This is a genomic window from Shewanella oneidensis MR-1, from assembly GCF_000146165.2.
Lineage (GTDB): Bacteria > Pseudomonadota > Gammaproteobacteria > Enterobacterales > Shewanellaceae > Shewanella > Shewanella oneidensis.
Window position 1 is genome coordinate 2,629,612 of record NC_004347.2, and the last position, 25,285, is coordinate 2,654,896.

At 47.0% G+C, this 25,285-nt stretch carries 17 protein-coding genes, 5 tRNA genes and 1 pseudogene; 18 read left to right on the forward strand and 5 right to left on the reverse strand.

Annotated features, from left to right (window positions below; translation table 11 throughout):
* Nucleotides 1-107 precede the first annotated feature (107 nt).
* Complete coding sequence (gene uvrB, locus SO_RS11510) at nt 108-2,129, reverse strand: excinuclease ABC subunit UvrB (RefSeq protein WP_011072469.1); 2,022 nt, start codon at nt 2,127-2,129, stop codon at nt 108-110.
* 1,110 nt (nt 2,130-3,239) lie between these two features.
* On the opposite strand from uvrB, the gene SO_RS11515 reads away from it, so the two are divergent.
* The 13 genes and pseudogenes from SO_RS11515 to nth all read left to right on the forward strand — a co-directional run bounded on the left by SO_RS11515 (nt 3,240) and on the right by nth (nt 12,777).
* Nucleotides 3,240-3,315 (forward strand) — tRNA-Asn (locus SO_RS11515).
* A gap of 48 nt (nt 3,316-3,363) precedes the next feature.
* Nucleotides 3,364-3,439 (forward strand) — tRNA-Asn (locus SO_RS11520).
* A 31-nt stretch (nt 3,440-3,470) separates the two neighbouring features.
* Nucleotides 3,471-3,546 (forward strand) — tRNA-Asn (locus tag SO_RS11525).
* Nucleotides 3,547-3,591: 45 nt separating this feature from the next.
* Nucleotides 3,592-3,667 (forward strand) — tRNA-Asn (locus SO_RS11530).
* 45 nt (nt 3,668-3,712) lie between these two features.
* A tRNA-Asn gene (locus SO_RS11535) sits at nt 3,713-3,788 on the forward strand.
* A 197-nt stretch (nt 3,789-3,985) separates the two neighbouring features.
* Nucleotides 3,986-5,890: an EAL domain-containing protein gene (locus SO_RS11540; RefSeq protein ID WP_011072470.1), complete on the forward strand. Its 1,905-nt coding sequence runs from the start codon at nt 3,986-3,988 to the stop codon at nt 5,888-5,890.
* Nucleotides 5,891-6,015: 125 nt separating this feature from the next.
* The gene (rsxA, locus tag SO_RS11545; protein ID WP_011072471.1) at nt 6,016-6,594 is read left to right on the forward strand and encodes an electron transport complex subunit RsxA; all 579 of its coding nucleotides are present in this window, start codon (nt 6,016-6,018) and stop codon (nt 6,592-6,594) included.
* Nucleotides 6,595-7,176 (forward strand): electron transport complex subunit RsxB, encoded by a 582-nt coding sequence (gene rsxB, locus SO_RS11550; RefSeq protein ID WP_011072472.1) that lies wholly within the window; start codon nt 6,595-6,597, stop codon nt 7,174-7,176.
* 3 nt (nt 7,177-7,179) lie between these two features.
* Nucleotides 7,180-9,552 carry an electron transport complex subunit RsxC gene (rsxC, locus tag SO_RS11555; RefSeq protein WP_011072473.1) on the forward strand — a complete coding sequence of 791 codons (2,373 nt, stop codon included), beginning with the start codon at nt 7,180-7,182 and terminating at the stop codon, nt 9,550-9,552.
* Nucleotides 9,553-9,617: 65 nt separating this feature from the next.
* A complete protein-coding gene (rsxD, locus tag SO_RS11560; protein WP_011072474.1) occupies nt 9,618-10,667 on the forward strand; it encodes an electron transport complex subunit RsxD in 1,050 nt (349 codons plus the stop codon).
* Nucleotides 10,668-10,721: 54 nt separating this feature from the next.
* The gene (gene rsxG / locus SO_RS11565; RefSeq protein ID WP_011072475.1) at nt 10,722-11,360 is read left to right on the forward strand and encodes an electron transport complex subunit RsxG; all 639 of its coding nucleotides are present in this window, start codon (nt 10,722-10,724) and stop codon (nt 11,358-11,360) included.
* Nucleotides 11,353-12,051 (forward strand): electron transport complex subunit E, encoded by a 699-nt coding sequence (locus tag SO_RS11570; RefSeq protein WP_011072476.1) that lies wholly within the window; start codon nt 11,353-11,355, stop codon nt 12,049-12,051. Before rsxG ends, SO_RS11570 begins: the two co-directional genes overlap by 8 nt.
* Nucleotides 12,052-12,124: 73 nt before the next feature.
* Nucleotides 12,125-12,777 (forward strand): annotated as a pseudogene (nth, locus tag SO_RS11575) (endonuclease III).
* A 72-nt stretch (nt 12,778-12,849) separates the two neighbouring features.
* On the opposite strand, the gene SO_RS11580 reads toward nth, so the two are convergent.
* Entirely contained in the window at nt 12,850-13,122 is a 273-nt protein-coding gene (locus SO_RS11580; RefSeq protein ID WP_011072478.1) for a hypothetical protein, read from the reverse strand.
* Between SO_RS11580 and SO_RS11585 the strand changes: the two genes are divergently transcribed.
* Nucleotides 13,121-13,309, forward strand: a complete 189-nt coding sequence (locus SO_RS11585; RefSeq protein ID WP_164925715.1) for a hypothetical protein — start codon at nt 13,121-13,123, stop codon at nt 13,307-13,309. The two genes, SO_RS11580 and SO_RS11585, sit on opposite strands and share 2 nt — an antisense overlap.
* Before the next feature lie 131 nt (nt 13,310-13,440).
* Complete coding sequence (locus SO_RS11590) at nt 13,441-14,367, forward strand: hypothetical protein (protein ID WP_011072479.1); 927 nt, start codon at nt 13,441-13,443, stop codon at nt 14,365-14,367.
* 10 nt (nt 14,368-14,377) lie between these two features.
* Here the strand turns inward: SO_RS11590 and SO_RS11595 are convergent, their stop codons facing one another.
* The 3 genes from SO_RS11595 to SO_RS11605 form a co-directional block, all read right to left on the reverse strand.
* Nucleotides 14,378-15,160: a CLCA_X family protein gene (locus tag SO_RS11595; protein ID WP_011072480.1), complete on the reverse strand. Its 783-nt coding sequence runs from the start codon at nt 15,158-15,160 to the stop codon at nt 14,378-14,380.
* Nucleotides 15,161-15,405: 245 nt separating this feature from the next.
* A complete protein-coding gene (locus SO_RS11600) occupies nt 15,406-16,557 on the reverse strand; it encodes an AraC family transcriptional regulator (protein ID WP_011072481.1) in 1,152 nt (383 codons plus the stop codon).
* Complete coding sequence (locus SO_RS11605) at nt 16,557-17,531, reverse strand: GGDEF domain-containing protein (protein ID WP_011072482.1); 975 nt, start codon at nt 17,529-17,531, stop codon at nt 16,557-16,559. The genes SO_RS11600 and SO_RS11605 overlap by 1 nt, the downstream gene beginning before the upstream one ends.
* A gap of 765 nt (nt 17,532-18,296) precedes the next feature.
* Between SO_RS11605 and SO_RS11610 the strand changes: the two genes are divergently transcribed.
* From SO_RS11610 to SO_RS11620, 3 genes are all read left to right on the forward strand, one after another.
* Nucleotides 18,297-21,128, forward strand: a complete 2,832-nt coding sequence (locus tag SO_RS11610) for a TonB-dependent receptor (RefSeq protein ID WP_011072483.1) — start codon at nt 18,297-18,299, stop codon at nt 21,126-21,128.
* 26 nt (nt 21,129-21,154) lie between these two features.
* A complete protein-coding gene (locus SO_RS11615; RefSeq protein ID WP_011072484.1) occupies nt 21,155-23,140 on the forward strand; it encodes a phytase in 1,986 nt (661 codons plus the stop codon).
* A gap of 340 nt (nt 23,141-23,480) precedes the next feature.
* On the forward strand, nt 23,481-25,082 hold the full coding sequence (locus tag SO_RS11620) for an ABC-F family ATPase (protein ID WP_011072485.1): 1,602 nt from the start codon (nt 23,481-23,483) through the stop codon (nt 25,080-25,082).
* Nucleotides 25,083-25,285: the final 203 nt, after the last annotated feature.

Genomic DNA, 25,285 nt, shown 5'->3' on the forward strand with positions numbered 1-25,285 from the left:
GTCCGTTTATGTAGAATAACTACACTGCACGGACTTTGCCTTGCATAAAAGCCTGCCAAATTGCTGCAAAAATAACCCTGAAACGTCAACACGCCCTAGAAACTCATTTATGCGCTGATCAGTAATTCCCTTAAGCGTTTCACCTCATCACGCAAGGCCGCCGCCTGTTCAAACTCCAAGTTACGCGCATGCTCGTGCATTTGTTTTTCTAACTTATCGATATCATGGCTAAGCTGCGCGGCATCAGCATGGTAGCGTTTCGCTTTAGGCTCAGCAACTCTGCCAAGGGATGCTTGACCATGACCCTTTTCAGCCTCTCTGCCATCATCCACATCCATCACATCAGTAATGCGTTTCACCACCCCTTTAGGCACTATACCGTGCTCAAGGTTATAGAGACGCTGTTTCTCACGTCGGCGCTCGGTTTCACCTATCGCCTTTGCCATCGAGTTGGTGATGCGATCGGCATAGAGGATCACCTTGCCATTCACATTGCGCGCCGCACGGCCAATGGTTTGGATCAGTGAACGTTCCGAGCGTAAAAAGCCTTCCTTATCCGCATCCAAAATACAGACGAGTGAGACTTCTGGCATATCTAAGCCTTCGCGGAGCAAGTTAATCCCGACGAGCACATCAAACTTACCGAGGCGCAAATCGCGAATGATCTCTACCCGCTCTACGGTATCGATATCAGAGTGTAAGTAGCGGACTTTGACACCATGTTCATCGAGGTATTCAGTTAAATCCTCCGACATACGTTTAGTTAACGTGGTGACTAACACCCGCTCGTTTACCGCAACCCGTTTAGCGACTTCCGAGAGCAAATCGTCCACTTGAATACCGACGGGGCGCACCTCAAGCTCAGGATCGAGCAATCCTGTAGGCCGCACAACTTGTTCAACAATCTCGCCGCCACTCTTCTCCAATTCATAGGAGTTTGGCGTCGCCGACACATAAATCGTCTGCGGCATTAACTGCTCAAACTCTTCAAACTTCAGCGGCCGGTTATCCAGCGCCGAGGGCAAACGAAAGCCATATTCCACCAAGGTCGTTTTACGGGAACGGTCACCCTTATACATGGCACCAATTTGTGGCACGGTAACGTGGGATTCGTCGATCACCAATAAACCATCAGCGGGTAAGTAATCGAGTAGCGTTGGCGGCCCCTCGCCGGGGGCGCGTCCTGATAAATAACGGGAGTAGTTTTCAATGCCGGAGCAATAGCCTAGCTCCACCATCATTTCAATGTCATATTGCACACGCTCGTGGATCCGCTGCGCTTCAATCAATTTATTATTGTCGAGCAGATATTGCTTGCGCTCACGCAGCTCTTGTTTAATCAGCTCGGTGGCTTCAAGGATTTTTTCCCGCGGCGTCACATAGTGGGTCTTAGGGTACACTGTGGTGCGGGCGATACGCTTTACAATCTGCCCGGTTAACGGATCGAACTCGCTTAAGCGTTCAATCTCATCGTCAAATAACTCCACTCGAATCGCGTAGCGATCTGAATCGGCAGGGAAAATATCAATCACTTCACCGCGAACGCGGAACGTGCCGCGCTGCAACTCGATATCATTGCGGGTGTATTGCAATTCACTTAACCGTTTAAGAATATCCCGCTGCCCCATGGTATCGCCCTGGCGTAGGTGCAATAACATCTTTAAGTAAGAGTCGGGATCGCCAAGACCATAAATCGCCGACACCGAGGCAATCAGCACCACATCCTTGCGCTCTAGCAAAGCTTTGGTGGCCGAGAGCCGCATTTGTTCAATATGGGCGTTTACCGAGGCATCTTTTTCAATAAAGGTATTGGATGCGGGGACATACGCTTCTGGCTGATAGTAATCGTAATAGGAGACAAAATATTCCACCGCATTATTGGGGAAAAATTCTTTCATCTCACCATATAACTGTGCGGCGAGTGTTTTGTTTGGCGCCATAATAATGGTCGGTCGCCCAAGCTTGGCTATCACATTGGCGATGGTGAACGTCTTACCAGAGCCCGTCACCCCTAATAGGGTTTGGCAAGCTAGGCCAGATTCGAGGCCATCAACCAATTTAGCGATGGCTGTGGGCTGATCACCAGCGGGAGCAAATTGGGATTCAAGCTGAAAAACAGATTCTGACACGCTTACATATCCTTGTGGTTAGTCGAACCATTCTAATCAAGACGCCCATTAAGCTCCAGCAGTTATCTCTAAATCAAAGCATTGCTGAAAGAAACTTTGCGTAACAAGTAGTAACATTTATCAAATGTAATTAAATTACAAACAGTTCCTTTCGCATGTCACAGACGAGAAAAGTCCTGAATCCCGCATGGTTTCTCGTTTATTTCGACTTATCAACAAATTCTGTGGATAACCCTGTGAGTTGCGGCTTAAAACGAGCAGCAAAGCCTTGCGCCACGGGCAATGGACTTAAATTGCACTATTTTGGCGATGAGGAAATTAGTTATTAATTTTCAAATATTTGATAAAAGCAAGCCTTATCTTCTTTGGGATAGATTGGAGTTGCAATTTTGTAAGCAGATGAAAGTCCCCTCTTGTGTATTAATTTTGCATTTCCCCTGAATTTTAGGGCATTTTAGCGCCAGTTTGAGCGCTAAATCACCGTAGTCAAAAAGTTTCATTTTCTAGCCATCAAACGATCATCTATGCGATCGATACATTTAGCTCCCATAGTAAACATAAGGAGTGCTAAGCCAAGCGGTAAAGACTCCGCTGTGTTGCTGCTGAAGCTATCTCTAAAATTGACGAGCTCATTTCACCGCCTCTAACTCAAATTGATTTAGCCACCTATGACATTGTTTACTCTAGGATGGTGCTCACTAAACAAGGCGCACTGTCGCAAAGGATGTTCTCTTATCTGATACAGAGCCTCGACAACCAAAAAGAATATATGCATCAGCACTGGCTCATGTTTTGTGCCGGGTAGTCATTCAGGGCAAGGCTGCTATAAGTGTTTCCTGTTAATAGACTAAACAGCTCAAAGCAAACTGAAGGCATTAACGGCCATTTGCCCCTCAAAAATCAACCAATTTAAATGATGCTGAACATCGCTATCTTGCGAAAAGTTAAGTTATTTCTTCATCAAAATGCTGATTTCTACGCCAGAATGCACATTAGATAAGCACTTAACAGCATAATTACACTTTTTTTAGTAACTCGAGTTGACTCCTCCCACAGAGCGTTTTACTATGCGCTCCGTTCTCAACGAGTCATCGAGACAAGAAAAACGATTCCCCTGTAGTTCAGTCGGTAGAACGGCGGACTGTTAATCCGTATGTCACTGGTTCAAGTCCAGTCAGGGGAGCCAAATCTAAGTATCGGTAAACAATGAGAATACAGTTAGGTAACTAACGATTCCCCTGTAGTTCAGTCGGTAGAACGGCGGACTGTTAATCCGTATGTCACTGGTTCAAGTCCAGTCAGGGGAGCCACTTAGTTAACACGCTGATGCATTAAAATGATTCCCCTGTAGTTCAGTCGGTAGAACGGCGGACTGTTAATCCGTATGTCACTGGTTCAAGTCCAGTCAGGGGAGCCAATTTAATGTAATAGCCAAAGTCGATAGTAATATCGCACCCTCTACTCCCCTGTAGTTCAGTCGGTAGAACGGCGGACTGTTAATCCGTATGTCACTGGTTCAAGTCCAGTCAGGGGAGCCAATTTAATGTAATAGCCAAAGTCGATAGTAATATCGCACCCTCTACTCCCCTGTAGTTCAGTCGGTAGAACGGCGGACTGTTAATCCGTATGTCACTGGTTCAAGTCCAGTCAGGGGAGCCAATCTCTACTTTATCTGCTTAAACTACCCTTCAAATTTAGTCATCTCGCTTTTCATTGCTGTTTTGCGTTAAATACGGTTACACTGTGAGCAATTTGTTAACCAAAATTCCGAGTATCATCACGCAGATAGCGGTATTGCTTGAAATATCATGCAATATCTTATTGCATATACTCTGATATATTGAGAGCGGATTTTTATGGCGATGTCTAAATCATATCCCATTTTCTTATTGCTGGTTTTTTTAGGCTTGTTTGGTTGGGGTTATCAAAACGAGAATAACCAGTTACAGGCAGATCAACAGCAAGAACTCAATAATTTCAAACAATACATGGTTAATTTTTCCCAATGGCAAGGCAATGGTAGCGATCTTTACCAAAGCATCTCAACACTCTACCCATTGCAATTTTTCCAGTATATCGACGATACCGATGGTCAACTTAATTACACACAAGGCGAACTCAACACTCAAATTTCCCAACCACTCGCAGGATTATTTGCCTTAGATTTATCCCATACCCAAAAACTGGCAGCGGGTCGCTTACAAGTCAAATTAGCTGCCGACCAAGCCATTGAAAATGCTATTGCCAACACTCAGCAGTTAGGACTCGTACTGCTGCTAACCTATATTGTGTTGGTGGTTGTTTTTATATTGCTTATCAACAAAGTAAGAGCAGCTATCCGTTATGCCGCCGATTATATTACCCACATTCCAGAGATGAACTTTTCAGCCATAGAGTCTTCCAAACTTAATGGTGAAATGACCCCTGTCAGATTAGCGCTTGAGGAATGCCGCGCACAGTTAAAATCGCAAATGGATAGCCTCACAAATGAAAACCAAAAACTGCATAAAGTAGCCTATCAAGATCCTATTACAGGCTTCGGTAGCCGTCCTCGTTTTACGACTAAATTGGAAAGCATTAGCAATCACGCAGTTCCCCAACTAGGGTTAATGGCCATGGTCAAAGCTACGGAATTGGCCCATATCAACCAACTCCAAGGTCGCTCAGCAGGGGATGATTATTTATCGAATTTAGCCACTTGCATTCGCAAGGCCAGCTCAAAATATCCCGATGCAGAGTGCTACCGCGTATCCAGTGCCGATTTTGCGATTTTTCTACCTGATTTAGTGCTAAAGGATGGACCTAAGTTTTTAGACCAACTGAAGATTTTACTCGATGAATATCAACAGATGATTAAAACTGAATCCGCTGCCCATGTAGGACTTGTTCCTTACCAACAGGGCGCGGATCCAGTCAATTTGCTCTCACTTGCTGATACGGCAGTCAGCATCGCGCAAACCCTCGGTCCCAATAGCTATCATATTCAAGAAAAACTTAATGGTGATGAGCAATTTGGTGATGATCGTTGGAAATTAGCGATCAATGACTTAATCACTCGCCAAGCGCTGAAGTTTTTCCAACAACCCATTCAACCCTGCCGCAATGATGTTGAGGTATATCGCGAGCTACTCGCGCGCTTCTACAACAGTGAAGGAAAGTTTTTGCCTACTACCACAGTCATCGCCATGGCTGAACGTCATGGTATGAGCACTGAGTTAGATAAACTTGTGGTGATCAGTACATTAAAAATGCTTAAGGAAAATCCCACCATTAGCGGCAATTTTGGCATCAATATCAGTGCATTTTCTGCCCATCAGGAACTGTTTGTTGGCTGGTTAAGGGATATTCTTGGTAAGCATCGATATATTGCCTCTCGCTTAGTGTTTGAGATCAACGAATCCGGTATGCAAGCCAATTTAGGGGCAAGTTATAAGTTTGTCCGCGAAGTTCATAGTGTGGGTTCAAGGGTATCGATTGAACGTTTTGGCATGAGCTTTACTTCGTTCAAATTCTTCAGCGAGGTGCGCCCAGACTACATTAAGCTCGATGGAAGCTACACCGCGTCTATCGATGAAGATAGTAACAATAAGTTCTTCGTGCGCATGATGGTGGACGTTGCTAGACGTATCGGCATCCGCGTGATCGCCACCAGTGTTGAACGTCAAGAAGAAAAATTGACCCTCGAAAAACTCCTCGTCGATGGTCTACAAGGCTATTATATTTCGCAGCCACAGGGCATTACCTTAACTGATCAAATTTAAGCCAAAACGGTGTTTACCTAGCACGCAAATTTACAGTAAAGATAGTTAACCCTGCATTCTATATGTTGTTTATGCAAACGGAAAAGTCGATAATACGGCCAAGATCCGTTTAGACAAGTATTGAGATGAGTGAATATCTCCTGTTGTTGATCAGCACTGTATTGGTCAACAATTTCGTTTTAGTGAAATTCTTAGGTTTATGTCCATTTATGGGGGTCTCCAGCAAATTGGAGTCCGCTATCGGTATGTCTATGGCCACCACCTTCGTGTTGACTTTGGCATCCATTCTCAGTTACCTCGTGAATCAATATCTGCTATTGCCCTTTGACCTCGGTTATCTGCGCACCATGAGCTTTATTTTAGTGATTGCGGTGGTGGTGCAATTTACCGAGATGGTCGTGCAAAAAACCAGTGCAGCCCTACACCGCGCGTTGGGGATTTATCTGCCGCTGATCACCACTAACTGCGCTGTATTAGGGGTAGCACTATTAAACGTGAATGAGAAACACGATTTTATTCAATCCGCTATCTACGGATTTGGTGCCGCGGTAGGGTTTTCCTTAGTGTTAATTCTGTTTTCTGCGATGCGTGAACGTTTAGCGGCTGCCGATGTACCAGAGCCTTTTAAAGGCGGTGCCATCGCCATGATCACCGCGGGCCTGATGTCCTTGGCCTTTATGGGATTCACAGGATTGGTTAAATAAATGTCCACCATGTTAATTGCCGTTATCTTATTAACCCTATTGGCATTATTCTTTGGGGTATTACTCGGATTTGCCGCCTTAAAATTCAAGGTTGAAGGCAACCCTATCGTTGATGAGCTTGAAGCGATTTTGCCACAAACTCAATGTGGTCAATGTGGTTATCCCGGCTGTCGTCCCTACGCCGAAGCCATTGCCAATGGCGACAAAGTCAATAAGTGCCCTCCCGGCGGCACTGCCACAATGGAAAAACTCGCCAGTTTAATGGGCGTAGAACCAGAGCCTCTCAATGCTGAGGCGCAGTCTCAGGTTAAAAAAGTCGCTTATATCCGTGAAGATGAGTGTATTGGCTGCACTAAATGTATTCAGGCCTGCCCAGTCGATGCCATTATTGGCGCGGGTAAATTAATGCATACCGTGCTCACTGCCGATTGCACAGGTTGCGATCTGTGTGTTGAGCCCTGCCCCGTCGACTGTATCGATATGGTGCCAGTGACCCAAAATCTGAAAAACTGGAATTGGCGTTTAAATGCGATTCCCGTGACTCTTATCCAAGAGACCCCGCACGAAGAGAAGAGAGGATAAGCGGTGCTAACTTTATTAGATCAATTAGATAAAGGAACCCTTTGGCGCTCACCCGGTGGCATACATCCACCCGAAGTCAAATTCCTCTCCAATACTACGCCGATTAGCCAACTGCCATTAGCACGAGAATACCTCGTGCCTGTGCCACAGGTCGGTGAGAACTGCACCCTTGCAGTAAAAGTGGGCGACAAAGTATTAAAAGGTACGCCCTTAACTCAAGGTACATCCATTTGGCATTTACCCGTGCATGCGCCAACCTCCGGCGCTGTTGTCGCCATTGAGCTAAGAGCCAGTAACCACGCCTCGGCGCTACCAGTGAATACCTGTGTGATTGCCGCCGATGGTGAAGATCGTTGGTGTGAACTCACATCAGGCTCACTCGATAGTCTGAGTAATCAACAAATAATTACCAAGATCCATGCGGCAGGTATTGCCGGCATGGGCGGCGCAGCCTTTCCAAGCCATATCAAGCTTAATCCCGTTAGTGAAATCGAATTAGTGATTATCAACGGCGTAGAATGCGAGCCTTATATCAGTGCCGACGATCGACTCATGCGTGAATACAGCCAAGAGATATTGGCGGGCATTGGCATTATCCATCGCCTCTTAGCCCCCAAGCGCATTGTGATTGCTATTGAAGACAATAAGCCCGAAGCAATACAAGCCATGCAGAACGCAGTGAGTCAATCAACGCTTCCTACGGGCAGTGTTCGAGTCACAGTGATCCCAACCAAGTATCCTTCTGGCGGTGAAAAACAGCTTATTCAGATCATCACCGGTCGTGAAGTACCCTCTGGCGCCATCCCCGCTAAGCTTGGGATTGTGGTGCATAACGTCGGTACTGCTTTTGCGATTCACCAAGCTGTCACCCAAGGTAAACCACTGATTGAACGTGTAGTTACCGTTACTGGACAAAATGTCGGTAAACCTGGCAACTATTGGTTACCCATAGGCACGCCCGTTGAGCACGTGCTCGCCCATACCGAATTTAACGCCGCAGCCGATCAAAAGGTGATTATTGGCGGCCCGATGATGGGCCATGCGCTGCCAACGATCCAAGTGCCCATTTTAAAAGGCACTAACTGTATTTTGGTCCCGAGCAGTCAAGAGATTGGAACCACGCCAGAGGAAAAAGCCTGTATCCGCTGCGGCGAATGCGCCAATGCCTGCCCTGCACTCTTGCTACCACAGCAACTGTTTTGGCATGCCAAGGCTGAAGAATACGACAAAGCAGCCAGCTATAACCTCAAAGACTGTATCGAATGTGGCTGTTGTAGCTATGTATGTCCGAGTGATATACCCCTCGTGGAATACTACCGCATCGCCAAGTCAGCACTAAAACAAACCGCAGATGAAAAACAGCAAGCCGAGCGCGCAAAATTACGCTTCGAGGCACGACTTCAACGTCTTGAAGAAGAAAAACTCGCCCGTGAAGCCAAGGCGAAAGAAGCCGCTGCGCGTCGCCAAACGACCATGACCACAACGGATAAGGATGCCGTTGCACAGGCCATGGCGCGTATTGCCGCGAAGAAAGCAGCACAAACCACCGCCGATGACGCAACGGCTACGATCGCAACTGCTGAAGTTGATGCAGTCAGCACACAAGCACCTAAGGGTAAAGCGGCTGTAGCCGCTGCGATTGCCCGCGCAAAAGCTAAGAAAGCCGCTGCAACCAACGTTTCTCAAGCAGAAGATGATGCTGAATCTTCTAAGCAAACAGCGCCTACTGAACAAGCCGAGTCTTTATCGCAAAAAGATAAAGTCGCAGCGGCGATTGCGCGGGCCAAAGCCAAAAAAGCGGCGATGAATGCAGACTCAGATGCTAACGAGGGTACAGATACTGCTGAGATAAACTCAGATAAGCCTGTTATTCCATCCGCAGCTAACACTGAGATGGATGACAAAAAAGCCAAAGTGGCCGCTGCGGTTGCACGCGCTAAAGCTAAAAAGGCCGCTGCGCAACAAACCGAATCGAATGACGCTGCTGAAGTTCAGTCAAGTGATGTCGCAGAGTCAGCTCAGCCAAGCAATGCGACACTTAAGCCTGAACTTAACTCAGAACCTAATTCAGCACCTAATTCAACACTTAGTCCTGAAGATGAGAAAAAAGCCAAAGTGGCTGCAGCCGTTGCCCGTGCGAAAGCCAAAAAAGCTGCCGCGCAACAGGTCGAATTGAATGAGGATATCCCGGCTCAACCAATCGTTGGGGCCGAGCCAGTATCAGCTCAACCAAGTAATGCGCCACTTAGCCCTGAACTAAGCGCGCAACTCAGTCCAGAAGATGAGAAAAAGGCCAAAGTGGCCGCCGCTGTTGCCCGCGCGAAAGCAAAAAAAGCAGCAAGGGAAGCTGATGCGATCAGTGACTCAAATGAATAGCGCAGTTGACTTAAAAATCTGTAGCTTAAAAATCAGTGACTCAAGATTAGATAAAAGGGATCACAATGGCGTTTAAAATAGCATCATCACCCCATGTAACCCGTAATTTGCAGACATCAACAGTGATGCAGCGGGTGATTTTATGCTTGCTCCCAGGACTTGTGGTGCAATGCGCCTTTTTTGGCTGGGGCACGCTTATCCAAGTATTACTGGCGATTATCGTGGCCTTAAGCTGTGAAGCGGCGGTGATGAAACTGCGTAAGCGCAGCATCAAAGCGAGCCTTGGTGATAATAGCGCCATGCTCACGGCCATCTTAATTGGGGTTGCCATTCCTCCGCTCGCGCCTTGGTGGATGATCGTCATGGGCACCGCCTTTGCGATTGTTATCGTCAAGCATCTCTATGGCGGTTTAGGGCATAACCTGTTTAACCCGGCCATGGCCGCCTATGTGTTGTTACTGGTGTCGTTTCCGCTGCAGATGACAACTTGGATTGCGCCAAGTACCGTCGCACTCAATACCCCGAGTATTGTTGATAGTCTGCAACTTATCTTCAATGTCGGCGCCCACGTAGGCATGGAGCAATTTCGCCTAGGCATTGATGGCATCAGTATGGCAACACCGCTGGATACCTTAAAGACCGATCTTTCTTTAGGGCTAACAACGACCGAGAGTATGGCTAAAAGCATCTTTGATGGCAGCACAGGTGTTGGTTGGTTTTGGGTCAATTTAGCCTATTTAGCGGGCGGTATAGTGCTACTGAAGTTAAAAGCGATCCGCTGGCATATTAGTACGGGGGTATTAGCGGGATTATTTGTGGCATCTAGCGTCGGCTTTTTATTATCGCCCGATACCCATGCCAGCCCGCTGTTTCATTTATTCTCTGGTGCCACCATGCTTGCCGCCTTCTTTATTGCGACCGATCCCGTCACGGCCGCCACCAGTCCACGTGGCCGTATCATTTTCGGTGCGTTAATTGGTGTCTTGGTGTATATCATTCGCACCCAAGGTGGCTACCCCGATGCGTTTGCCTTTGCTGTGCTACTCGCAAACCTGTGTGCACCATTTATTGACTATTATGTGCGTCCGCGCACCTATGGCCACTCAGCGGGCTAGGCCTGTGAAATAGCGAATCAAGCGAGCTTGAACAAAGACTCTTGAGGAAAAAATTTGAATAACCCAATGATTAAAAATGGTCTGTTACTCGCCCTGTTTGCCCTGCTCTGCACTGGCTTAGTCGCAGTGGTCAATCAACAGACCTTCGATAAAATAAAGCTGCAACAGCAGAAAGAACTGATGGGCATCTTACATCAACTGATCCCCGAGGAAATCCATGACAATGAGCTGACCGCTCAATGTACATTGCTGCAGAACAAAGAGGCGCTAGGCACAGAAGATGCCATGCCTGCTTATATTGCCACCGCAGCCGGTAAACCCGTTGCAATCGCTATGGAAGCCATCGCCCCTGATGGCTATAACGGTAATATCAAACTGATTGTGGGCATCAATACCCAAGGTGAAGTGTTAGGCGTGCGCACCCTTGCCCACCAAGAAACCCCTGGGCTTGGAGATAAAATCGAATTACGTAAATCCGATTGGGTCACCAAGTTTGTCGGAAAAGTACTTAAATCCGAAGATGATAAGCAATGGCAGGTGCAAAAAGACGGCGGCGATTTCGATCAATTTACCGGTGCCACGATTACGCCTCGCGCCTATGTGAAAGCCGTAAAACGCGCGGTATGGTACTTTACTCAGCATCAAGCAGAAATTTTCAGCCAACCACTTAATTGTGAGGCCAAACATGACTAATTATCGCGAAATTGCTTGGCAAGGGCTGTGGAAAAATAACCCTGGTCTAGTACAGCGCCTCGGGCTTTGCCCATTGCTAGCGGTCACAACAACCCTCACCAATGCCCTTGGCCTTGGTATCGCCACTATGCTGGTACTGATAGGCTCTAACGTCTTAATATCGTTAGTACGCGACTATGTGCCCAAGGAAATCCGTATCCCCGTGTTTGTGATGATCATTGCAGCGCTGGTGACGGCGGTGCAACTTCTGGTGAATGCTTATGCCTATGGGCTTTATATGTCGTTGGGGATCTTCCTACCGCTGATTGTGACCAACTGCATTATCATTGGCCGCGCAGAAGCATTTGCTTCCCGTAATAATGCCTTTAGCTCCGCCTTCGATGGTTTGATGATGGGATTAGGGTTTACCTTGGTATTGGTCTTACTTGGCGCCACGCGAGAAATCCTTGGTCAAGGCACACTGTTTGATGGCGCAGATCAACTGCTTGGCCCTTGGGCAAAAGCCTTAACATTTCAGGTATGGCAAGTTGATACGTCCTTCCTGCTAGCCATGTTGCCGCCCGGCGCCTTTATCGTCATGGGTTTACTTATCGCTCTTAAAAACGTTATCGATAAAAAGCTTAGAGAGCGTCAGCCTGAAACGGCGGTTCAACCAAGCGTCGCACGGGCACGGATCACTAAAGTGAGTTAAGCCTTCTCACTCATTGAGATAACAGAATAGGCGGAGGGTTTAGCGTTAAACCCTCTGACTTACAAGGATCACCATGAATCAACAAAAACGCATCCAAATCCTCACCCGCCTACGTGAAAACAATCCTAAACCACAGACCGAGCTGAATTTCTCCAGCCCTTTTGAATTACTGGTGGCGGTAACGTTATCGGCGCAGGCAACCGATGTGAGTGTGAATAAGGCGACCGATAAATTGTTTCCGGTGGCCAATACTGCCCACAGTATTTATGCCTTAGGTGTCGAAGGATTAAAGGAATATATCAAGACGATTGGCCTGTATAACAACAAGGCCGTCAATGTGATTAAGGCCTGCGAGATCTTGATTGAAAAATACAATGGTGAAGTGCCAGAAGACAGAGAAGCCCTCGAGTCCCTTCCTGGTGTTGGCCGTAAAACTGCCAATGTGGTGCTCAATACCGCCTTTGGTTGGCCAACTATCGCTGTCGATACCCATATCTTTCGCCTCGCTAATCGCACTAAATTTGCCCCAGGTAAAAATGTGGTCGAAGTCGAGGAGCGTATGTTAAAGGTCGTTCCCGCCGAATTTAAAGTGGATGTACACCACTGGTTTATTCTGCATGGCCGCTACACCTGCCTTGCACGCAAACCCCGCTGCGGCAGCTGTATTATTGAAGATTTGTGTGAATATAAAAGCACTTTAAAGAGAAGGTTTACCCCGAAGAATAAATTCACGGATAAGGTGTTAAAAGCTAAAGGGCTTACAGGCTAGACACTCCTAAGCTAAAAGCCCTTTACTATTCACACATTGGTTTTCGGACTACTAGATTTTTCCAGTAATAGCTCAAGCAATTCCTCATATTTTGGCCCTTGGCCAAACTGCGGCAAAGCCACCGCAAACACCACCAGCGCGAAAGCGATATAAATGGCATACGGGTGACTCCAAAGATCAGCAAGCAACGCCAGCGTGCCTAAGAGAAGCAAAATAATCACGCCAATCCGCACTCGCTGCACCCACTTCACCTTATGTTTCGCTGCCGCAATCAATACCAGCTCCGCGTCAGTAAATTCCATGCCCATTCCTTTTTATACTTCTAACCAAAATATTGAGGATGCCAACTCTATCAGTGAAAAACAACTCTGCAGCAAAATCGGTACTGTGAGCCTCGATAAAGGCGCGGACATGGCGTACTCCCACGCCATAAAACCGGCCATCGGTATGCCTAACAAACCAATTCAAAGAAAAATCAGCAGAATTTAAAACAGTCTAACGTACTGTTACGTATGAAAATTTATTCATTATGAAGTCGATAGCTTACAGGCAATAATTCTTTAGTCAAAACAGAAGATCCAGTACACTAATCCTCTTTGCTTTAGAGAGTCTTTGCGAGTATGCCCTATTCACAGCCCTTAGCCGATGTGCCTCAGCCACATACGCATATGCACCGTCAATTGGCTAAGCCGCAACCTAGGATTTCCCTCAAAGCACTTGCCGAGCAACTCAAGCTTGAGCAAGCCACCATCATTGGCAATGCGTCAGGGGAATGGCAACCTGCCGCTAAAGGTCTCACCTTTATTTTTAATGGTACGCAATGTCCGCAGCATTTCACGCCCCATGGTCATGTAGTTACGATTGCCAATGGCGGTTTTGCCGAATCGCAATATGCTTTTGAAGTTCAAGGTCATCCCCAAAGTTTGCAACTGGCCAAGGCATTGACCCAAGTCGCCACCGATCTCACTGCAACTCTCGGTTGCTGGCCATCATCGGGCTTAACGGCGATCGTTCTTATGATGACCTTGGCACAACAACTACAAGTTCAGCGCATGTCGCTACTGCCCAGCTTACGGCGGAGTGTTGAACTGCCCGAGACGGTTCATCTCCCCTGCATGGTTCATAACTGGTTAGGAGAAAGAAGAATCGCTAAAGCCCTGCTCTGTGAGCGCTTAGACTGGGCTGAATTTACGCTGACCCCTTGGGAGCAAACAACTGAGGCAACACACCAAGTAAACTTCGTCAATGAAAGTGAAGATCCCTTTAGTAAACTGGATATATTGAGACAATATCGCCTAGTTGAGAGTGTGAATGAGGATACTAAGCAAGGAATACGGCAACATTTAGCCGAATTAGCCTGCATTCCCAGTGCGATTTGGTTGCAGTGTGCAGATAAAGCCAAGCTCATCGCATGTGAGTCGCTGTTTTTTAATCACCAGCCCGAAACACAGCTAAGCCATTGGTATTTAATGGATTACCAAGCCTCACAATGGCTGGATGCCATTCGCCACCAGCTCGCCTATTGCCAGCAACAACTCGCAGATTAACACTGAACGCTTATCCCGCTTTCCCTAACGCGATGCCTAGCGGCTCAAAATAGGCAATCAGTGCCTTGAAAATGCGTTGCCTATGCGGCTCGTCGGGATACGCGCCTTCCTTGGCTAAGGATGAATATCGCGTGCCAGACACCAGATAGGGATTTTGGATACCTTGATAGGATTCGATACACGCTTCAAAGGCCCGAGCCATCATTTCGGTAGGTTTAGCAAAATACTGCGAGCCATAACGTTTATCTAATGCTATTGCGCGGCGGACATAATCGCTCGGCGCTAGATTGTCCTCAGAGAGTAATGTCACTCGAAAAATTTCGACTAAACGCTGATTTAACGGATGATCAATGAGCGGCAGATCAGCAAGCCATAAATCGCTGGCGCACGTAAACCGCCCCGTTACCCGTTGAAACGCCTTAGGCGCCACATAATGGTCAAACGCATGCCAAAACTCATGGGCCAAGGCGCCAGCGCCGGCATTTTTTGCCAATGCCAACTCTCTTGCTGCAGGCGCATAATGAGCCTGCACGCCCTTTTGTCCGCCATGACCAAAAGCAAGGCTTAAGCTTTGCCTTAGCCCTAAGGTTAAGGGCGGTAAATGCAGGATAAAGGCAAGGTCTGCCAGCGAATCAAACACTAAATTAGCGGCAATTAAGGATTCTTCCCGCGTAACCCAACGCCCTACGCGCACATGACTAAAGCCAAAGGTTTGTTTCACATCGAGAAAGGTCATTTGCTCACCAAAGCGATAATCAGGGCCATGGCGGGTATATTGCTGATGAATTAACACTATCCGTTAAAATCGTAGGTTAAGTAATGCATAAAGGTCATTCTATGTGAAAGCTGATTACATTTATAGCATTACCCTAATGCGGAAGTCCGGGCTAGTATATTTATTCTAGATTTTGCATAAATAAAAGTATAACCCCGGAGATTTTGCTAACACTTATGCAAAATTTTGAATGACAATTCAAAAGCCCCATAAATTCAGTGAGTTTACTCAGTAAATAGGCAAATCTTTGCTTTAGACGCAAACTAAGCTAACCAATAGCGAAAATAACCAGGTAATTGGCCCGTCCATCGCTTAAATGAACGCCTAAAATTGCTGGCATCACTAAAGGATAACGAGGAGGCAATACTGTGGGCGTCTTGCTCGGGTTCTGCTAAAAAATACAGCGCCCTGATTAAACGACTTTCATCAGCAAGTTGCCCATAATTTAATCCCATCTCGCCAAGACGGCGTTTTAGTGTGGCAGGGCTAATCTCCAGGATCTGCGCCATTTCGGGCAACGACAGTGTTCTTCGCATCAATTTTAGGCGAATGCCCGCTGCTAATCCGAGACGAAACTCCTGCGCGAATAATGCTTGGCGAGCCGCCTTTGCCATATTGAGTTGCGGCCTTAATGGCAATTGCAGAGGTTGAATATCCAGAGCTGGAGAGGCTGCCTCACCATGAATGCAAGATTGAGACGCAGATGGCAGCTGAGCATCCTCAGCACAGTGAGTATCGACATTCTCGGGTTGGGAATAAAGTAGACTTTGGTTGGCAAATAGCGAAGGCTGGCGCAATAAATTTTTCGCCATGGAGATCCTGCACAGCGGCGCATCAAAGCGTAAATCCATACCAAAATATTTATAGTAATGGGCCAAATTATCCGGTGCTGGGTATGGAAAACAGATACTGCCGCGCCACGCTTGCCCAAGTAATTGCTTAAAACACGCCATAAATGACGACAGACTTAACTCAATAAAAAACTGCTTGTGCCTGTGCATACCTAAATCGAGGCTTAACAAAAAATGCCACTCATGCTCCCCCTGCCAACGCCAGGTTTGCAACCAAGGCTGGGTGAGCCAATGATACTTATGCCAAAAATAAATCAGCTCCTTAACATCCCGCGCACAAAACATCCCCGACGTTAGCACACCACTTTGTGACGGAAACCACAGCTGGCCGAGCAAAAAACTCAAATCGCCATTTGGCCATTGCGCTAATGCGTTATCCAGCAGACGAGCTAACTGCTTGGGGCTGATAAGGTGATCGGGTTTACGAATATCCGTTATAAAAATGCCCGTCCCCCTGAGTAACTTATCGCAATCAAGATCTCGTTGTTTAAAGAGCCCCACAAGGCTTGCCACCAGCAATTGGCTATCGATACATTTATCCTGCCAAGTGGCCAGCGCACGCATTAGTTAAGCTCGCTTGCTGCTGATTTATCCAGCGTATTAAAGGGGGATGGAGCGATAGCCTCTGATACACGAAGCTCTTTTTGCTGTGACATTTTTTGATTCAATACTTGCAGTAGTGCTATCGCCTCTTCTTTGGCTGTACATGTACTATTTTGCAGAGGAAGCATTTTGGGTGACGGCAGTGTCCACACCACTGTCGCGCTACAATCAAAAGCCTTAATTCCATGCTGCAACTGCTCTGCCATCACACTAACAAATGAAGGAATCGCCCCACGAAGCAGGATAACAAAACGATCTCCAGCGTAGCGGCAGACTAAATCTTGATTGCGTAAGGTTGAACTTAACCAGAGTGCCAACTGAGACAACAGCTTATCCCCCTCTTCAACGCCTTGATTTTTGTTATATCGATGAAAATAATCGACATCAAGCATTAATAATCCAACTGATTGATTTTGTGATAATTGTTTGACTAAGTGATGTTCAAAAGCCTTGGCATCATTGAGTAAGGTCAGACTATCTGTCAATTGATGCTCCCGATGAAATTGCTCTCGCGTTTGTAGCTGGCGATTAACCACGGTTTGCTCATCTCGCCATAACCATAAACCGCCCGTAAGCACCAGTAACCCTACTGGCGTCGGCATTTTTTCAAACCAGTTATAAATAGGGAGGGTTTTGACAATAAAAATCTCATCCAGTAAATCCAAATAACAACCTAAACAATAGCTTGATAAACCCGCAATTAATAAGTTGGTCACTCGCCCTGAAGGGCGAACAGACACTATCACCATCAACCAGCACATCCCGAGCACAAATAAAGCGCCTTCGGTAGCGACATCAAGCCAATCCACCTCTGCAATCATTTTGGCCGCAGTGCTCTGCCACAGATACAGCGGCACAATGAAGAGAATAAACAGGCTTAAGCCATAGACACTGGCTAAACGTAATGATTTTGCAGTAGTGCCCAAAATACACACCTTGTTATGTTAAGTCCTAAAGGAGCTCATGCAGTGAAAATACTGTGGGTTGCAAGTTAGCGAGCTTTTATGACAACACAGTGACATTGCCCCGCTAATCAATTGAATTTAAATAAGCAGTAAAGCTAGGGCTTGTTGACGTTTCAGGGTTATTTTTGCAGCTATTTGGCTCACCGTTTATGCAAGGCAAAGTCCGTGTAGTGTAGTTATTCAACATAAACGGACGATAACGCAGCAGAAACGTCAGCCAAATGCTGCAAGAAGGGTTCGTCTGGCAAGCCCTTGCAACAGACTTAAACCGCTCACACTGCGGTAAATTAGCTCAAGCATTTTTTTAAGATCATGATGAACACACTGATGTACAGAATAACGCCCCCATTTGCCCTTAGTTTGGCGGTTTGTTGGTGGTGCAATACATCAATCATCAGATAACAACTTTCATCGACATACATGGCTAAAAATCATTTAACCATTTATAAATCAATTGTTTTAAGCAAAAAACCGCCTTACGCCCACATTCACATTATCAGATCTTATGTATGGTTATTGACGATTGATTTGCGGCATTTTTTGCAGTCATTTTGGCTCAACACCGCGCAAAAAATGCCATATTGCACGGCCTAAATCACCTCGAAAGCAGCAACCCCAAAATCCCGTCACAAATCTGACATTAAGCTCCCCTAACTTGGCGGCCATTAACGGATGGCAACCATGCTTGCCCAAACATCGCTAAAGACTCTGTCTTAAAACTAGAGGAACAAAAACATGCAATCTGCTACATCCTCCTTAAAAGCAGCAGCGTCTGCACCACATAAAGAACGTTTAATCGCAAAAGCATCCAAATCCATTTCGGCACGCCTTTCGGCGATAAGCTTAGCAATGATGCTCGCAGGTTTTAGTACTAACGCCCTCGCCGTGGGCAAACTTGAAGGGCAAATTCGTGATAACAGCAGCCAGCAACCCCTTGCGGGCGCGACTGTGACCTTAAAAGAACTAAACCTGAGTCAACAGGCTGGCCGCGATGGCCGCTTCTTTTTTGTGGGAGTGAAAGATGGCGATTACACCTTAGTCGTCAATTACCTCGGAGCAATGACGACTGAACATAAGATCAGCATTCGTGACAAACAAACCACACTGCAAGATATCAGTTTAAACAGCCAAGATGATGTGGAGCATATCCGCGTTGTGGGGCAACAGGGCGCGCTCAGTAAATCGATGAACCGCCAACGCGGTGCAGATAATGTGCTCAGTGTGGTAAGCGCTGATGTGTTGGGGAATTTCCCCGACAGTAATATCAGTGAGTCGCTGCAACGGGTGCCAGGCTTATCAATTGAACGGGATCAGGGCGAAGGTCGTTTTGTGCGTGTGCGCGGTATGGCGCCAGACTATAACTCAGTATCGATGAACGGTACACGCTTACCCTCCCCCGAAAGTGATAGACGCGCGGTCGCCCTTGATGTGGTGCCATCGGATCTACTGCAATCGGTAGAAGTGAGTAAAACCTTAACCCCAGATATGGATGCTGATGCCCTAGGCGGCGCCATTGAGGTAAAAAGCCTGTCGGCCTTCGATCGCGATGATACCTATCTCAATCTCAACACTGAGGCGAGCCAAGATACCTTAACCGACAATATCAACCCCAAATTAGCGGCCAGTTACAGCGATATCATTGCTGAAAATCTGGGTATTGCCATCGCGACCAGTTGGTATAACCGCGACTTTGGCTCTGATAACGTCGAAACCGGTGGCGATTGGGCGTTTGCAGAGGATTCCGGCTTTGATGACGCAGCACTTGCATCTGTTGATGCCCGTGATTATGAAATCAATCGTGAGCGTTTAGGTGTCGGAGTGAACTTTGATTATCGTCCAAGCGATGATACCGACTTGTATCTACGCACACTTTATAGCGAATTTGATGACACAGAAACCCGCAATAGCGCTAAAACCAAGTGGAAGTCAGCGCAGCAGGCAGATGCATTAAGCCAAGGTAAAACCACCCGCTCGCTCAAATCGCGTACTGAGAATCAAAATATTACTTCCTTTGTGCTCGGCGGCCAAACCCGCTTTGACCGCTGGACCTTTGACTATCAAGCGAGTCACAGCAGCGCCAGCGCCGAAAAACCGCGGGATATTGCGGGCGCCGATTTTGTGGCCAAGATTGATAACACCGGCTTTAGCAATACACAGACGCCACAAATCATCGCCCCTGAAGACTATTACCAAAACGCAAATTTTGAACTCGATGAGATTGAAATTGCCGCCTCCAAGGCCGAAGACACCATCAACGCAGTGAATGTCGATCTTACCCGTCAACTCACCCTAGGCGACTACAGCGCCGAAGTGAAAACTGGGGTGAAAGTGAGTCGCCGCGATAAAAGTAATCGGGAAGATATTTGGATATACAGTGACTTAGGCGATCAAGGTGTGAGCGATGATGCCCTGCTGCTAAGCCAATATGCGGGCAATGAACTCGACTATAGCTTAGGCCGCTTCGGTACAGGTATTGATTCAACCCCAGTGTGGGAGCTCGTCAATAGCCTCGATGCGGATGATAATCGCGATGAAGTCGAGTCCACCATTAACGATTTTGACATTACTGAAGATATTAATGCCGCCTACCTAATGGGACATATGGATATCGGAAAGCTGCGGATACTCACAGGACTGCGTGTCGAGCAAAATCAATGGGACTCTACCGGCTCTGGCTATGATGGCGCCAAAGACGAATTTATCGATATCAATCATTCTAGCGATGAAGATCATTGGCTACCCGCGCTGCACCTAACCTATCGTTATACCGACAATACCGTGCTGCGCGCCGCGTGGACAAACACCTTAGTGCGCCCGACGTTCGGCCAATTAGCGCCGGGGTATTTGCTCGAAGAAGATGATGGCGATATTGATTTAACCTTTGGTAATCCACAGCTTAAGTCGCTTGAATCAATGAATGTTGACTTAAGCCTTGAGCACTATTTCGGCAATATAGGATTAATTTCGGCGGGTCTTTTCTATAAAGATATCGAAAACTTTATTTATCAAGCGGATTTAGCCGGCCTCGGTGACTATGTGGATGCCCACAGCGCCGTGACTTTTGTTAATGGTGACAGCGCCGACATCTACGGGCTAGAACTCAGTTATGTGCAGGAGTTTCACTTTTTACCCGAGCCATTTAATGCCTTGGTGCTCAACTCTAACCTTACCTACACCGATTCCAGTGCCAACATCAGTTGGATTGAGGACGGCCAGTTACTGAGTCGCGATATCCCGATGCCGAGCCAATCGGATCTAACCGCGAACCTCTCACTGGGATACGAAAATAGCTACGCCAGTGTCTGGTTATCGGCGGCCTATAAATCTGAATATTTACAGGAAGTCACCGAGCTAAGTGATGAGCGCCTTGATCTCTACCAAGACAATCATCTGCAATGGGATTTTGTCGCAAAAGCCCATTTGACCAGCAATGTGACCTTATATTTCAAAGGGGTAAACCTAACCGATGAGCCCTATTATAGCTACACCGGCAACAGCGCCTATAACGCCCAATATGAAGCCTATGGACGCACTTTCCAATTAGGCCTGCAGTATACCAACTACTAATACTCTATTGATAAAAGAAGAAAACAATGACGAAACCTTTAATTTATTTCCGTGAACATTACGGCTCGATTATTCAAAAAATCACCTTAACGCTGTTCGGTGTCATGGGCATTCACGCCAGCAGCTTAGCGCAAACGCCCTACTCGATCGCAGCTCATAAGGGCAGCCAAGCACAACCATTAGTCTTCGCCGCCAATGGTAGTTCGACACCCACAGCACCACAAAACCCAAATACGCCAGCTTGGCTCTGGGTCAGTGAAAAGCAAGGGCTGATGTTGCAAACGCTACCAACAGCCGACAATACGCCAATGCCTGCGGCCGCAACCTTAGTTAAAGGCGAGTTTGAGCTGTTAGCCTTTAGCGATCCCTACGCCTTAACACTCGATCGCCGCGCCGATCGCATTAGGCCGATAATGCTCAAGCAGATAGAAGGCAATGTCGCGACCAACGTGTTGCCGCTGCTGCCAATGGCTTCGTTTGAAATCAATTGGATCTGTATTCAACCAAGGCCGCAGGATGGCAATATCTACGTCTGGTTTGGTAGTGAAGATGGCTATAGTGAACAGTGGTTATTAGGCGATGCGGGTCACTTTGTACCTAAAAAAATGCGCCGCCAAGCGATTCCCGTCAACAGCACTAGCTGCGCTATTGATGGCGATACCTTATTCGTCAGCGAAGGCGAAGCCGGTGTTTGGCAATTTGACGCAAGCCCTTTTGCCGACAACAGTGCTAAGTTGATTTTGGCCTCGCCTGATAATGATATCGCGGGCATGCAGGTCATTAATGGCAAGTTACTGTTAAGCAATAAAAAAGGTGAAATAACGTTAGATAAACAAGCGATTGCAAACTACGACTTAGGGAAGGTACAAGGGTTCAGTGGTTATCTAAACGGAACTAGCACCAACAGGGCAATCCAACTTGCCCTCTATGATGATAAAACCGATCAGTATTTATTAACCCAAGCTGCCTTGCCTGCAGCCCTGACTAAAGCAGGTAGCAAGCCCAGCGATAACATCATCGAAATCCCTGCGTGGGTTGAAAGCGCGTCCTCGGACAGACCCGGCGATACCATGGATGACCCCGCGATTTGGGTGCATCCCACACAGCCTGAACACAGTCTTGTACTCGGCACCAACAAACGCTGGGGGCTGTTGAGCTTTAATATGCGCGGCGAGCAAGTGCAAGCACTGCCATCAGGACGCATTAATAATGTCGATTTACGTCAACAGGTTATGCTCGGTGGTAAAAAGCGCGATATCGCTGTTGCCACCTTAAGGGACAACGACAGTCTTGCCTTTTATGAAATCAATCCACAGGGCAAGATTGTTGAATATCCCAACCAAGCCACTGACTTGGTGGATATTTATGGCATGTGTTTGTATCAAGATGCCGACAATCTCTATGTGTTTGCCAATGAAAAATCCGGCCGCATTGCCCAGTACCGTGTCGACTGGCAAGCCAATGGCCCGAGTATCAAGCTCCTTCGTAATATTCATACCCCCAGCCAAGTCGAAGGTTGTGTGGCCGATGAAACGCAACATGCATTGTTTATCGGTGAAGAGGATAAAGGCATTTGGCGCTTTAATGCCAAACCTAATGCCGATACTCAAGGCGAGCTTATCATCAAAGCTGAAGGAGATTTAGTGGCCGATGTTGAAGGTATAGCACTCTACTTAGGCGCTCAAATCCAAGGCCAAAAACAGGATCTGCTGGTGGTCTCAAGCCAAGGCAATAATAGTTATATTTTGTATCAGGCCAAACCGCCCTATGCCCAAGTAGGACGTTTTAGGATCGGGATGAATTTAAACGGTGTTGAAAATGGCCACGAAACCAGTATCGACGCCAGCAGCGAGACCGATGGCCTTGCGGTGACCCACTTAAGTGTTGGCAAAGGAGCATGGCAACAAGGAATGTTAGTGGTGCAAGATGGCCACAACCATTTACCCGATAATAACCAATCCTTTAAATGGTTACCTTGGAGTAGCATTGTTGAGAAAATCTCGCTGAAATAGCGATGATGTCTGCTCTGCAGTAAATCATCATGGAGCTGCTAAACCGAGTCCTTTGGGCTCGGTTTAGGGTTATATCATTTCAACAGGAACTCAACATTGATTGATGTGCTTTGCATTGAAACACCCTAAACACTCTGAAACTCGTATCTTTAGGTAGCTTGGGTATATTCTTGAGGATGCTGGTTTGTAACTCGCATCTTTTGCGTGAAATCGCTATACTGCGCGGCCAAATTATCCTGGCCAAGACTTTGCTGACATCAGCATGATTGTTGCAGCGGCATTTGTCAGCAACACAGCCGGTTTAAGCCTTTTATTAAGACGTAACTCCTAGGACATACCCTTGATCTCTACCGCAAATATCACCATGCAATTCGGCCCCGAGCCATTATTTGAAAATATCTCGGCAAAATTTGGCAACGGCAACCGTTATGGTTTGATTGGCGCTAACGGCTGCGGCAAATCCACCTTTATGAAAATCTTAAGTGGTGCCCTCGCCCCGACATCGGGCAACGTGTCCATCACGCCGGGATTAAAGGTCGGTACCCTAAGCCAAGATCAATTCGCCTTTGAGCAATACACGGTTATCGATGCGGTGATTATGGGTGATACCCAGCTGTGGAAAATTAAACAAGAACGTGACGCCATCTACGCAAAACCAGATATGAGCGAAGAAGATGGTATGCGCGTGGGCGATCTTGAAAGCGAATTTGCCGAAATGGATGGTTACAGCGCCGAGAGCCGCGCTGGTGAGATCCTGATCGAAGCGGGTATCGAAGAGTCTTTCCACTACGGTCCAATGTCTCAGGTCGCTCCCGGCTGGAAACTGCGGGTGTTATTAGCCCAAGCGCTGTTTGCTAACCCTGATATCTTGCTGCTCGACGAACCGACCAACAACTTGGATATTCATACCATTAGTTGGCTTGAAACTGAGCTGAATAAACGCAAGTGCACCATGATCATCATCTCCCACGATAGGCATTTCCTTAATGCCGTCTGCACCCATATGGCGGATATCGATTACGGCGAGCTGCGCATTTACCCCGGCAACTACGACTACTTTTTAGCCCAATCGGCGTTATTGCGTGAACAACTCTTAGCCGGCAACGCTAAAAAGAGCGCCGAGATAGAAGAGTTACAGGACTTCGTTAACCGCTTTGGTGCCAACGCTTCTAAAGCAAAACAAGCCAGTTCGCGTGCCAAACGCATGGACAAAATTAAACTGGATGAAGTGAAATCCTCCAGCCGAATTACCCCGTCGATTCGCTTTGCCCCAGGCAAGAAAATGCATCGCCAAGCCCTAGTGCTGGAAAATCTTGGCCATGGTTTTGATGGCGAACGCTTATTCGAAGGCGGTGACTTAATTCTCGAAGCAGGTGCAAAACTGGCAATTATCGGCGAGAACGGAGTGGGTAAAACCACCCTACTACGCTGTTTAGTCAATGAGTTAATCCACAATGAAGGCACAATTAAGTGGTCTGAAAATGCCGCTATCGGCTATTGTCCTCAGGACAGCACCAGCGATTTCGATAATGACTTGACTATTATTGAATGGATGGACCAATGGCGCCAACCCAAACACAACGATTTGATGGTACGCGCCATGTTAGGTCGTTTGCTGTTTACCGAAGATGATGCCAATAAAAAGGCTAAAAACTGCTCAGGCGGAGAGAAAAACCGTTTAATTTTCGGTAAGTTAATGATGCAAGACATCAACGTCATCATTATGGACGAACCGACTAACCATATGGATATGGAAGCAATCGAAGCACTCAATAATGCCCTCAAAGATTTTGAAGGCACGCTGATTTTTGTCAGCCATGACCGCGAATTTGTCTCCTCTTTAGCCACCCGTATTATCGATATTAAGGATAAAAAGCTGGTGAATTTCCAAGGGACGTTCGATGAATATTTGGCCAGTTTGGCCAGCGTACAAATAATCTAGACTCACGCTCATAACACCACTCTCGCTGCGACCATGATTATCTCGACAAGTTAGCTTTAGGTCAGTTAACTTGTCGTGTCGGTAGCAGCGCAGGCTGTATTTTCCTGCAACTTACCTACAGTTAGATCTCTTAGCTATTACATTCCAAAGTGATAGGGATAATTGTAGCGACTATTGACTTGCAATTGTTGGCTCTATCATTC

Excerpts from the sequence above, each read along its gene's own strand:
- SO_RS11570 (WP_011072476.1), top strand. The coding sequence starts at position 11,353 with ATGACTAATTATCGCGAAATTGCTTGGCAAGGGCTGTGGAAAAATAAC.
- SO_RS11585 (WP_164925715.1), top strand. The coding sequence starts at position 13,121 with ATGCCCATTCCTTTTTATACTTCTAACCAAAATATTGAGGATGCCAAC.
- SO_RS11580 (WP_011072478.1), bottom strand. The coding sequence starts at position 13,122 with ATGGAATTTACTGACGCGGAGCTGGTATTGATTGCGGCAGCGAAACAT.
- SO_RS11590 (WP_011072479.1), top strand. The coding sequence starts at position 13,441 with ATGCCCTATTCACAGCCCTTAGCCGATGTGCCTCAGCCACATACGCAT.
- rsxB (WP_011072472.1), top strand. The coding sequence starts at position 6,595 with ATGTCCACCATGTTAATTGCCGTTATCTTATTAACCCTATTGGCATTA.
- SO_RS11610 (WP_011072483.1), top strand. The coding sequence starts at position 18,297 with ATGCAATCTGCTACATCCTCCTTAAAAGCAGCAGCGTCTGCACCACAT.
- SO_RS11600 (WP_011072481.1), bottom strand. The coding sequence starts at position 16,557 with ATGCGTGCGCTGGCCACTTGGCAGGATAAATGTATCGATAGCCAATTG.
- SO_RS11615 (WP_011072484.1), top strand. The coding sequence starts at position 21,155 with ATGACGAAACCTTTAATTTATTTCCGTGAACATTACGGCTCGATTATT.
- SO_RS11540 (WP_011072470.1), top strand. The coding sequence starts at position 3,986 with ATGGCGATGTCTAAATCATATCCCATTTTCTTATTGCTGGTTTTTTTA.
- rsxD (WP_011072474.1), top strand. The coding sequence starts at position 9,618 with ATGGCGTTTAAAATAGCATCATCACCCCATGTAACCCGTAATTTGCAG.
- rsxA (WP_011072471.1), top strand. The coding sequence starts at position 6,016 with ATGAGTGAATATCTCCTGTTGTTGATCAGCACTGTATTGGTCAACAAT.